Annotated in this window: 8 protein-coding genes and 1 CRISPR repeat array (1 of these 9 cut by a window edge); of the genes, 5 read left to right on the top strand and 3 right to left on the bottom strand. The window is 58.2% G+C overall.

Going from position 1 to position 11,553, the window contains the following annotated elements; all coding sequences use genetic code 11:
- Nucleotides 1-61: 61 nt before the first annotated feature.
- Complete coding sequence (locus J3T92_RS01235; RefSeq protein ID WP_267399352.1) at nt 62-2,821, bottom strand: polyribonucleotide nucleotidyltransferase; 2,760 nt, start codon at nt 2,819-2,821, stop codon at nt 62-64.
- Between the two features lie 250 nt (nt 2,822-3,071).
- On the bottom strand, nt 3,072-3,341 hold the full coding sequence (rpsO, locus tag J3T92_RS01230; RefSeq protein ID WP_220236320.1) for a 30S ribosomal protein S15: 270 nt from the start codon (nt 3,339-3,341) through the stop codon (nt 3,072-3,074).
- A 392-nt stretch (nt 3,342-3,733) separates the two neighbouring features.
- On the opposite strand from rpsO, the gene J3T92_RS01225 reads away from it, so the two are divergent.
- From J3T92_RS01225 to J3T92_RS01210, 4 genes are all read left to right on the top strand, one after another.
- Nucleotides 3,734-4,063 carry a DUF4176 domain-containing protein gene (locus tag J3T92_RS01225; protein WP_220236321.1) on the top strand — a complete coding sequence of 110 codons (330 nt, stop codon included), beginning with the start codon at nt 3,734-3,736 and terminating at the stop codon, nt 4,061-4,063.
- A gap of 56 nt (nt 4,064-4,119) precedes the next feature.
- Complete coding sequence (locus J3T92_RS01220; RefSeq protein ID WP_267399351.1) at nt 4,120-4,419, top strand: hypothetical protein; 300 nt, start codon at nt 4,120-4,122, stop codon at nt 4,417-4,419.
- 62 nt (nt 4,420-4,481) lie between these two features.
- Nucleotides 4,482-5,747 carry a hypothetical protein gene (locus tag J3T92_RS01215; RefSeq protein ID WP_267399350.1) on the top strand — a complete coding sequence of 422 codons (1,266 nt, stop codon included), beginning with the start codon at nt 4,482-4,484 and terminating at the stop codon, nt 5,745-5,747.
- Between the two features lie 48 nt (nt 5,748-5,795).
- Nucleotides 5,796-7,121: a hypothetical protein gene (locus J3T92_RS01210; RefSeq protein ID WP_267399349.1), complete on the top strand. Its 1,326-nt coding sequence runs from the start codon at nt 5,796-5,798 to the stop codon at nt 7,119-7,121.
- 180 nt (nt 7,122-7,301) lie between these two features.
- Here J3T92_RS01210 and J3T92_RS01205 read toward each other — a convergent pair whose 3' ends face one another.
- Complete coding sequence (locus J3T92_RS01205) at nt 7,302-8,018, bottom strand: hypothetical protein (RefSeq protein WP_267399348.1); 717 nt, start codon at nt 8,016-8,018, stop codon at nt 7,302-7,304.
- 1,183 nt (nt 8,019-9,201) lie between these two features.
- On the opposite strand from J3T92_RS01205, the gene J3T92_RS01200 reads away from it, so the two are divergent.
- Nucleotides 9,202-9,408: a hypothetical protein gene (locus J3T92_RS01200; protein WP_267399347.1), complete on the top strand. Its 207-nt coding sequence runs from the start codon at nt 9,202-9,204 to the stop codon at nt 9,406-9,408.
- Between the two features lie 427 nt (nt 9,409-9,835).
- Nucleotides 9,836-11,553: direct repeats of the CRISPR family, unit length 28 nt; unit sequence GGATCATCCCCGCGTATGCGGGGAGCAC (it continues 4,776 nt past the right edge of the window).

Genomic DNA, 11,553 nt, shown 5'->3' with positions numbered 1-11,553 from the left:
GGAGGGTCTGCAGACAAAACAGGACCCCGTCCAACAGACGGGGTCCTGTCATCAGCGGGAATCAGTCCTCACTGTCGAAGGGATCGAAGTCCCTGCGCACCCGACGACGGGGACGCTCGGAACGCTCCTCCCGGTCGGCACGGTACTCGTCGTAGTGCTCGTCGGCCGCATAGCGCGGGTTCTCCCTGCGACCACGATAGCCGCCACGTCCGGAAGAGCGACGCTCATGACGACCGCCACGATCACTGCGGCCATCACGCTCGGAACGGCTGCTGCGGCCGCGACGCTCGCCACGGCCCCGGCCGCCACGATCCTCGTCATCATCGCGGGAGACTCGACGGCGAGCACGACGGGAGCCACGGTCCTCGTCCTCGAACCAGTCACCGTCATCCTCATAGTCGCGGTCGCGGCTCTGACGACGGTGCCGAGGACGGTCCTCCTGGTCCTCGTCATCGTAGTAGCGATCATCACGCTCGGAACGGGAGCGACGCGGGGCCTCATACCGATCCTCGCGCTCGGAGGAACGACTGCGGCGATCACGACGATCGCGGTCACCACGGCCGCCGTGCTCACGACGGTCTCCACGGCCGCCACGGTCACGGCCTCCTGCAGACTCCTGGTCCTCGAAGCCTGGGATTGCCAAGGAGATCTTGCCTCGGTCATCCACACCCTGGACGATGACTTCGACGGTGTCGCCCTCTTTGAGAACATCCTCCACGGAGTCAATGCGCTCGCCGTTGGCCAGGTTGCGAATCTGTGAGATGTGCAGAAGTCCGTCAGTGCCCGGTGTCAGGTTGACGAAGGCGCCGAAACTGGTGATCTTGACCACCTTGCCGTTGAAGGTCTCCCCCGCCTCGGGCACGTGCGGGTTGGCGATCTGGTCGATGACCTCCTTGGCCTTGGCCGCTGCCTCGCCGCCCTCGGAGGCGATGTAGACCGTGCCGTCGTCCTCGATGGAGACGTCGGCGCCGGTGTCCTCCTGGATCTGGTTGATCATCTTGCCCTTGGGACCGATGACCTCGCCGATCTTGTCAACCGGGACCTGGGTGGTGATGATGCGCGGCGCATAGGGGCTCATCTCGGCAGGCCCGTCGATGCACTCGTTGATCACGTCGAGGATGGTGGCCCGGGCCTCCTTGGCCTGCTGCAGGGCGGCGGCCAGGATGTCGGCGGGGATGCCGTCCAGCTTGGTGTCCAGCTGCAGGGAAGTGATGAACTCGGAGGTGCCAGCCACTTTGAAGTCCATGTCGCCGAAGGCATCCTCGGCGCCCAGAATGTCGGTCAGGGTCTTGTAGGTGGGCCGACCGTCGACCTCGCCTGTGACCAGGCCCATGGCGATGCCCGCCACAGGAGCCCTCAGGGGCACGCCGGCAGCCAGCAGGGACAGGGTGGAGGCGCAGACGGAGCCCATGGAGGTGGACCCGTTGGAGCCGATGGCCTCAGAGACCTGACGGATAGCGTAGGGGAACTCTTCGCGGCTGGGCAGAACCGGGATCAGGGCGCGCTCGGCCAGGTTGCCATGACCCACCTCGCGACGCTTGGGCGAACCCACACGGCCGGTCTCGCCGGTCGAATAGGGCGGCATCTCGTAGTTGTGCATGTAGCGCTTGGTGGTGGGGCCAGACAGGGCGTCGATGGTCTGCTCCATCTTCAGCATATTCAGGGTCGTGATGCCCAGCACCTGGGTCTCGCCACGCTGGAAGAGGGCGGAACCGTGCACTCGGGGCACCACGTCCACCTCAGCGGACAGGGTGCGGATGTCGCGCAGGCCACGGCCATCGATGCGGTAGTCCTGGGTCAGGATGCGGCGGCGGACGATCTGGCGCTGGAGCTCCTTGAAGGCGTTGGCCAGCTCCTTGTCCTTCTCGGCCTCGTCCATGTCGGTGAACTCGTCAGCCAGAGCCTCGCGGACCTTCTCCTTGATCTCGTGAATGCGATCCTGGCGGGGCAGCTTCTCCGCGATGGACAGGGCCTGGTCCAGGTCGGCATGAGCCACCTGGTCGATGCGAGCATAAAGCTCGTCGGTGTACTCAGGGAAGAGCTGGAAGTCCTTGGTGGGCTTGGCGGCCTTGGCCTTGAGCTCGCTCTGGGCCTCGCACAGCACCTTGATGAAGGGCTTGGCAGCCTCAAGGCCCTGGGCGACCACCTCTTCGTCGGGCTTGATCTGGCCCTCGTCATAGATCAGGCTCCAGGCGTTCTTGCCGGCGCCTGCCTCGATCATGGCGATGGCGACATCCCCGCCATCGACCACACGACCGGCTACGACCAGCTCGAAGACGGCACGCTCGCGCTCGCTCCAGCGCGGGAAGGCCACCCACTGACCATCGATCAGGGCAAGGCGCAGACCCGAAACCGGACCCTCGAAGGGCAGACCTGAAATCAGGGTAGAGGCGGATGCCGCGTTCAGAGCTAGCACGTCGTAGGCATCCTCGGGGTTGACAGCCAGGATGGTCTCCACGACCTGAACCTCGTTGCGCAGAGTGTGCGGGAAGAGGGGGCGCAAGGGGCGGTCAATCAGCCGGCAGGCCAGAATGGCCTCGTTTGAGGGTCGGCCCTCGCGGCGGAAGAAGGATCCGGGGATCTTGCCCGCGGCGTACATCTTCTCTTCCACATCGACGGTCAGCGGGAAGAAGTCGTAGTTCTCCTTGGGGCTGGACCCGGCGGTGGTCGTGGACAGCACCATGGAATCGTCATCAAGATAGGCGGCTACTGCCCCATCCGCCTGCTGGGCGAGACGACCCGTCTCGAAGCGCACCGTGCGCTTGCCATATGATCCGTTATCGATCGTGGCTTCTACAGCCGTGATTTCGGGACCCTCCATAGGGTTCCTCCTTTTGTTTACTGCTTGTTTACTACCTGATGTCAGGATGCTCGGCATCACTTAACTGCCGGAGATCCGTGTACTTCGGCCTGGCCCTGCCGAACCCCGTGTCCGGCTATCTTTATGCCTTGCGAACCAGCCTTGCATTTCAATTCGGCACCATCTTCTGTAACCCCATCCCGGGGTCGACGGCGCCTGGTTCAGTCATGCAAAAGCGCCCGAGCGCTAGGCCCGGGCGAAAGCATGCATATTAGTGGCGCAGTCCAAGACGCTCCACCAAGGAACGGTAGCGGTTGATATCCACCTTCTTAAGGTAGTCCAGCAACCGGCGACGATGGCCGACCATGAGCAGGAGGCCGCGGCGCGAATGATGGTCGTGCTGGTGCTCCTTGAGGTGCTCAGTCAGGTCGGAGATGCGCTTGCTCAGCAAGGCCACCTGGACCTCGGGGGAACCCGTATCGCCCTCGTGCGTCGCGTATTCCTTGACGATTGCCTGCTTCTGCTCAGTCGTAAGAGCCACGGCTCCTCCTCTGTTTCTTTCCGTTACGCGGTGCACCGGCCCAATGCCGAAGCGCTCTGGTTCCGCGGGCGAAACACGCCAAACAGCCATTATACACATTTTGCGGACCAAGCAAACAGTGACGGAATCAGCAAAATGAAAGAAGTCGGTACTGCATGAATACACATGTGCAACTCCGCCAATTCCCCTGCTCGACCATGACGAATCAACACAATCGATTCCTTTCCCCAACTATGGCACCGCTGCCTTGAACGTGGTTATTGCCTGCAACGTAGCGAAGATGTTGTATTGTGTTACATGAGACAACCGTGATGTAATGCGTAGTACCGCCATAGGTTGTTAGAGAAGTTGAAGGAATGTAACTTCATCCATCCATCAAAGAAGAGCACCCAATGAAACAATCCGATCAGAACTCCATCAAATCGGAAGACACCATTCTTCCTTTGGGATCCGTGGTGAGGACCAAAAGGGACCCGGGTACCCTGCTGGTTATCATCGCCCGCGCTCCGTTGACAGTCATGAATGGAACAACGGGTTACTTTGACTATGGTGCCGTACAATTCCCATATGGCATGACCGATCCGGCCAAGACGATTTTCTTCAACCGTCCAGACGTGACGGAAATAGTGTTCATGGGATACATCAACGCCGAGGAACAATCCTATGAACGAACATTTGACGAAGTCACCAAATCAACCGACTACCCCCACCTTCATCTCTGATTCAGCTACCGGCCACATAGGACATACTTGATAAAAGGGAGAGACGGGAGAAGACCATGGCGGACTTTTCCGTGGATTACGGTCAGCTTGGCGACATGAGAAGAACCTTGAACCAAGCCGACAAAAACTGGGAGTATGAAGTAAACACCATTAACGTCGACAGCGTTCAGGGTGAAGACGGATTAGGGGACGACTCAGTAACCGACAGTACGAATCGGGCCAATGACAACCTAAAACAGCGCATGTTGAACCTGCAGCAATCTGTTCGCGTTCTTAATCAGTTCATTGAATCGGTAACCATGCAGACAAGCAATGTCGATGACAAGCTGAGCGTTGAAATCAAAAAGCGCAAATAACAAAAATCACATTTTTTGATATTTACATTGACCGGGATGACACTACTTAAGGATACGGCATCATGGGCGCTTCAGATTTGGATTCGTCGGCTCTAGACCTATCAAAGAACCCTGTACCAGGAGGGAAGAGCACAATCGACGCACTGGCCTCGCAGTTTTCCGAGAACGGTAAACGTTGCCAGGAAGTGAGTCACTCCATAACCAGCGTTTGCGGAAAGGCACCTGATTTCAAAGGCGATTCAGCAGAACAGCTCCAACAGTCCCTTTCTCAAGTGGCACAGTTTGCCGGACGCCTTTCAGAGGTCTACGGGAGCATCGACCAAGCATTAAGAAGCTGGGGGTCTGCAGTCGACACGAGCCAAGATACCGCATACAGAGATTGCCGAAAGGCAATGAACCTTCGCGACTCAACTGCGAGGAATCGGAAGAAAATCAACCAGGCGAAGCAGTCACTGAAAAGAACCAGCGATAATCTGGAGAGAGTCAGGCAAACCAATGGGGACAGCATGTCGCGGGAGACCAATCGTCTGCTTGGTATCATTGATTCGACAAACGAGAGCATAACTCGTTACCAAGGGCAAATTGCCGACGACAATGCCGAAATCAATCGGTTGAAGCTTGAAGTCAGCCAGGCCAGGGAACAATACAAGGACGCTGCCAGGAAAACCAAAAACGACCTTGACGGATGCGTTGATGAAGCAACCGCCAAGGCCATGCAACTGAGCACATTGAACCGCTCTTTCACGGTCGGCAGTGTTCTCTCAGGCGGTTTTGAAGCACTGAGCAGAATAGCTGAACTTATGAAAGCTGATCCAGCCCTGATTGAGGGGCTAAAGACCGCAGGACTCATTGGAGAAGGATTATCAGGGAATTGGTATGCTCCTATTGTCGGTGGACTCGTTGAGGGCGGTGATCTTATTGCACCAGCATCTAAAACAGCAGAAGATATATACAAGGTTGCCGGCAAAGCCGCAACCAAAGCTGGAACGATAAGCGTGGTTGGCAGCTTGGTCGGCGGAGTGGCTGACGCTTCCGGTACTTACTTTGATCGGAAAGAAGCCTATGGAGAGCATGCCGCAACTCAAGATGCTCTTGTTCATGGAGCTGTCACCACAGTGGGAGGGTTTGGCGGAGCCGCAACCGGCGCTTATATAGGCGCTCTTATCGGTGCCGCCCTCGCCCCCGGAGTCGGCACAATAGCAGGTGCGATAGTTGGCTTAATAGTTGGCGTTGCAATACCGGCATTTGGAAACGGCTTTTACGACAATAATGTCAAGCGTGGCCAAGGCGATGGCTTATGGGACCATATTCGGAATAACGTTTGGTGAATGCCGGAGAAAGCAATTCTTAGAATTAAGGCTTACAAAAGGATTTTCATGTTGTATTTGATGGTCGGTTTGCTGCTCTTCGGGGCGGTACTGGTCTGGTTGTTTGCCGTGGTGTCGTTCAATGCGTGGAGGTCGAGGCGGCTGATGGACCGTGTCCTGGCGCCCTACCTCCTGGCGCGGGGCCTGTGCCTGCCGACCTACCAGGGGCACGTGTGGCGGCGGCGCGGCAGAATCGGCCGACCCCGACCCGGGCGGGTCCTGCCCCTTGGATCGCTGGTCGTCCTGGCCGACGGGCCCGCAACCGTATCGGGGGCCTGCAGGGGCAGCGGATTGTTCGACGGGCTGGGAGAGGACGGGCTGGTGGTCCGCCTGGTCGGCCAATACGTGCAGCCACCCGAACAGGCCACCGGATCAACCGGCCCATGGTACGCGGGCAGGATCTGCTCCGTGGGCGGCGCCGCCTGCGGCCCCGGCGTGGTCCCCGGCGGCGACATCCCCCTGCCCGAGGTCGGCGTCGGCCACACTCCCGACCCTGACCTAGTCACCTTCACCCAGGACCAGGTCAACCTCCTGGTTTGGAAAGGGCCCGACAACCCCGTCACCAGGCTCCTGCGCGCCCGCCAGGTCCGCGCCCTCGCCCACAACCACCAGCGGGAGGACCCCGTCCGCCGCAGGACACGGCCGACACCGCACTGGCGCGCCCGCCGCCCCGCATGGTGGCGCTACGAAGCCATCGGCTACCTGCCCGACCGGTTCACCCGCGTCTACTGGGACCGCGTCCGCAAACAGCCCCTCAAAGCCCCCATGCGCTACCGGACCCCGGAAGCCAAGGAATACAACAGGCAACACTACGCCGCCCCCATATACGTCACCGCGCTGATCGTCACCATCCTCCTGGTCGCCTTCAGAATAGCCCGTGCATGGCACCGCTCCAGACCTCACCGTCCCCTCCAGGGCGGTGAGGTCCTCCTGGGCATGCCCCCACTGACCTCTGAGATCGTCTGCTGCTTCCTGGGCCTCGCCCTCGGCATCGGCACATGGGCCTGGGCCACCCACCGGCAATTCCCCCCACACCGCATGACCCCGGCCAGCAGCCGCGAACTCCAAACTGCCTTCAACAACTACCTGATCGGCATGCGATGCACCACCGGGACCACCATCCCCTACTCCATCCACGTCCTCGCCTACACCGCACTCGTCCTGATGATGGCCTACCCTTTCATTGACGACTTCTTCACCCTTCCCGAATGGGTCAAGACCTACCTGAACTGGCCCATCCTCATTTTCGCAGGAATCGGCTTGAGCATATCCACCATAGACATCTTCTACAGTGGTTGGATAGCCCACTGCCTGGATCGGGAATTAGCAGAATAGAGTCACATACAACAACTCATCCCCGACGGTCAAATGCTCTGCAGCAATCAGTGGGGCATAGCATCGTGGTCTTACAACCACGTCTATTGCTGTGGGCAGACGAAAACCAACCTGAAACCCCAACTCGTCGATGACAGCATATCGAGCGACCTATTTCTTACGAATTAGCTACCCTACGAATCAAACCGCGGTGATGAGACCACCGAAGAGAACAATGGCTATGGCAATCAGTTCAATGATGAAGAACATGGACAGAGCCGACCAGCTGTGGGTCAGCGCGTTCCAGGGGGAATCCTTCTTGACGCAGACCAGGATAGCCACAAAGAGGATGGCGAAGACCGCCACTCCCAGTCCGGCCGCGATGATGCCCAGGTTGGCCGCGTTGGCCAGGATGGCCTGGTGCTGGTAGACCACGAAGGTGCTGTACCAGAAATTCATCTTGAGCAGGCAGAGGCCGGCGATCAGCTGCTCTGCGGCTAGCCCCAGCACGAAGACCACCCGCCAGAACCAGGAGGACGACTCAATGATGGACATGGCGATACCCATAAAGGTCAGCACGGTCACCGTCCAGGCAATCAGGGCTATGCCTCGCGGATCCAGGACCGAGGCATAGTGAAGTACGCCCTGGGTGTGGTTGATGGCCAGCGCGCGACCGTATCCGTAAGGAATGACGATGGCCAAGAGGACTGCCAGCGCGAAGACGACCCAGCGGACCGGACGGGCACGGCGCTGCTCGATCTCAGCCAGTGAGTATTCCGAATCTGGAATAGTGGCCTCAGGATGGGCCGAAACCCTGTTCACAGCAGTCGCTTCATCCGTGTGCGTCGGCACGGCTACGGAACCAGCTGCATCGCCTCTGGCGGATTCCGCACCATTCGTATCGTCGAATTGTTCCATCGGCGACCACACCTCCAAGTCCGCCACTCGTGAACACATCGCCTACAGCTTATACCGGGCAGCGCACTCATGCCCAGAAACGCAAAAGTCATCGCATAGACCTGATGCAGCTGACCATCCGCTTCAGTTGCCGTATTCCCCTGCCGCTCGTTTTTCATCACTAGACGACTAAGACACACATGCACATGCATCGAAAAGTCAAATCCTGTTCAGAAAGCCCCAAAACTAAGAACAGACGAACCATCGACCACTGAGGTTTGGGAACGGATCCACGAATTATCAATTTGCCATGGATGTCCGTTCTCATACCTTCTTTATTCTTGTTTACAATCGCATCATCCTGTTCTTGCTCCCTGCTGTTAATCTGCCTGCCTCCGCAAAATTTTGCCAGCAAACACAGCAGTCGCATCTTCCTTCAAGGCGAGTGCTCTGTCTATATCGCGCGCTTCACCTGGATCCCAGCTTGAATAGATCGGTTAACAGAACACATTGATATCCAAAGGTCCTGCCTCCTCGATCAGGGGCATCAGTTTTTCTGTGGTCGGATCCCCGTCGATGGTATTCATATAATCATCAAAAAATATGAGTGCTCGGGAGGCTCTCCCCTTTGCGCATTGTGCATACCTGCAGCACGTAAGGTTCTGGCCCAGCTAATCATTCATCCAGTGTTTTTAGCCCTATTATGATTACAAAGCATGAATCTCTTCGATTATTCGAGTTTCTGATATTGACCTGTACAGGCGATACAACACAAACCGGAAAGGCTGGATATTAATTCCAGTCTACTGAATATGCCGTGCTGCTGCAAGGATGCCAGCTTGTCGGAAGAAAGAGGTTGCAGTCAACTGTGTACTTCCGCCAGCAAGGAAAGCTCAATGGATACGAAGGCTCTCAAACATTTGAGGGCGCTACTCGATAGCCCGATGCCAAGAACAAGTCATCCGAGCTTACTACTCTCCGCCTTAAAGAACCCAGCCAGAAGTTCGCGCCTTCACAAATTTGAGCTATGGCCACGAACAGCATATAAAGGACAAGACCGAAGGATCTTGGTCTGCGTTCCGAACCACAGCGAAACGCAGACAACGAGTCACCACGTTCAGATGCGGGAGGCATAGCCTAGCAGGCAGGGACACTGAAAGGAGGACATGGATGACTGACATCAGCTTTGATGCCATGATGGCAGTTGCCCGACAAAGCCTGGACATACAGCGAGGACGACGCGGAGGATGCTCTCACAGCAGGTGAGTCGCCGGCAGCCATTGAGAGCGTGCTCGACGCCGCATGCGGTCACCCCAAGCTGATGCGACTTTCCCCAGCCCAAGTAAGGAAGATGGCCAACGACCACGAGTTTATTGATCTTGAACCCTTCAGGGAGTATCTGAACACATGAGCACCAACCAACCCACCTGTACCTAATAAACATCGGGAAGTTCCCATTGGTCTTTTCACATTCACAGCGCTGGCATAAAGAAACAACCACGGCAACCGCAAAGCCGATCGCACACAAGCAGCATCCAGCAGAACGCGTGCAGAATGCCAATAAGAAGGAACAATGGAAGCACGGTGAAAATCAAGAATTATTTATCATCACAAATGCGAGAAGCACTTATATCTCCCGTGAGCGCTGGGGCTTAGAATTATCTCTGCCAATGCATGGAGCATGGAAAGCTGGCGCGGTCCAGACCCTAGTACACTGGATCATCCCCGCAGATGCGAGGAGCACTACAGTGCGGTGCACTGTCTGGTAGCGGCGCTGAGATCATCGCTGCGGATGTGAAGAGCACGATATGCAGTAGACGCACGTAAGCCTGACTCTGGGATCATCCCCGCGTATGCGGGGAGCACGTATAGAACACCCATGCGCATCCATGCAGAGTGGGATCATCCCCGCGTATGCGGGGAGCACAGTCCGGGTAGCGTGATCGTGGGCGAGGCCGCAGGATCATCCCCGCGTATGCGGGGAGCACTGGACCAAGCCGGGTTTGGTGATGGATTCGACAGGATCATCCCCGCGTATGCGGGGAGCACCACGGCTGCCGCATCCCGGTGGGGCGACGTGGAGGATCATCCCCGCGTATGCGGGGAGCACGCCGCCCTCCACCCCACAGGATCCAGCCCACAAGGATCATCCCCGCGTATGCGGGGAGCACAGGTCGTTCACTGTATCCCTATGCCCTCGGAAAGGATCATCCCCGCGTATGCGGGGAGCACACGCCTGACCGCATGAGCGAGACGGCCGCCATGGGATCATCCCCGCGTATGCGGGGAGCACTGGACGTCATGAGGTAGGCCCTCGTGTGCAGCGGGATCATCCCCGCGTATGCGGGGAGCACCTCTTCACTTCTTCAATTCTTTTTGTATTAGAAGGATCATCCCCGCGTATGCGGGGAGCACCTGGACGAGAGCCTGGGCCTGGAGCAGATCGGGGGATCATCCCCGCGTATGCGGGGAGCACCTGTTCGCCCCGCCGCCGACTTTTACGCCGTCGGGATCATCCCCGCGTATGCGGGGAGCACTCGGCTCGTGATGCACCACATGCCTGGTATGGAGGATCATCCCCGCGTATGCGGGGAGCACCGACTGCCTTGTCAATTCCCATGGGGGTCTCCTTGGATCATCCCCGCGTATGCGGGGAGCACTCGATCAGTCCATTTATATCATCCAAAAATCTGGGATCATCCCCGCGTATGCGGGGAGCACCAGCCAATACCTCGCATAAAAACCGCTTGTACGGGATCATCCCCGCGTATGCGGGGAGCACCATGGCACGACAGCCGCAAAAAGTAGAGCAGGGGGATCATCCCCGCGTATGCGGGGAGCACCATGCTTCCCGAAAGTCAGGCCAAAACTCTAAAGGATCATCCCCGCGTATGCGGGGAGCACGCTGAAAAGTCTATCCGTCGTCACTATAAGGACGGATCATCCCCGCGTATGCGGGGAGCACGTATCTGCATTGTGATGATGTGGTGGTGGTGCAGGATCATCCCCGCGTATGCGGGGAGCACTGGGTGGCATTCCTAAGGGTCAGTTCGACAAGGGGATCATCCCCGCGTATGCGGGGAGCACTTAGTGGTTGCCGAACGCAGCAGGTGCCGCAGAGGATCATCCCCGCGTATGCGGGGAGCACCTTTTCTTCCATGGATGGTGGTGAGCATGGGCAGGATCATCCCCGCGTATGCGGGGAGCACATAATGCCGGTCTCCTGCGTGAGAGTGTACGTGGGATCATCCCCGCGTATGCGGGGAGCACTGCAGGCAGGCTCCTGCGTTCCCGACCGGGGCAGGATCATCCCCGCGTATGCGGGGAGCACAGTCCGGGTAGCGTGATCGTGGGCGAGTCCGCAGGATCATCCCCGCGTATGCAGGGAGCACGCATTGAAGAAGTCAGCCTCCGCCTCGGGTGAAGGATCATCCCCGCGTATGCGGGGAGCACTCAGTGATGTGTTGGGATACTGGGATTCTACGGGGATCATCCCCGCGTATGCGGGGAGCACTAAAAAAGGCTCCGGATTGCAGTCCGGAGCCAGGATCATCCC

Origin of the sequence: Bifidobacterium sp. B4081 (assembly GCF_026537335.1) — a bacterium.
GTDB lineage: Bacteria > Actinomycetota > Actinomycetes > Actinomycetales > Bifidobacteriaceae > Bombiscardovia.
The sequence above is the reverse complement of the archived record's forward strand: the minus strand, read 5'-3'. Positions and strand labels throughout refer to the sequence as shown.

What these genes read in the sequence shown, in the direction of transcription:
- J3T92_RS01215 (WP_267399350.1), top strand. Translation starts at nt 4,482, where the DNA reads ATGGGCGCTTCAGATTTGGATTCGTCGGCTCTAGACCTATCAAAGAAC.
- J3T92_RS01205 (WP_267399348.1), bottom strand. Translation starts at nt 8,018, where the DNA reads ATGGAACAATTCGACGATACGAATGGTGCGGAATCCGCCAGAGGCGAT.
- J3T92_RS01225 (WP_220236321.1), top strand. Translation starts at nt 3,734, where the DNA reads ATGAAACAATCCGATCAGAACTCCATCAAATCGGAAGACACCATTCTT.
- J3T92_RS01220 (WP_267399351.1), top strand. Translation starts at nt 4,120, where the DNA reads ATGGCGGACTTTTCCGTGGATTACGGTCAGCTTGGCGACATGAGAAGA.
- J3T92_RS01235 (WP_267399352.1), bottom strand. Translation starts at nt 2,821, where the DNA reads ATGGAGGGTCCCGAAATCACGGCTGTAGAAGCCACGATCGATAACGGA.
- J3T92_RS01210 (WP_267399349.1), top strand. Translation starts at nt 5,796, where the DNA reads ATGTTGTATTTGATGGTCGGTTTGCTGCTCTTCGGGGCGGTACTGGTC.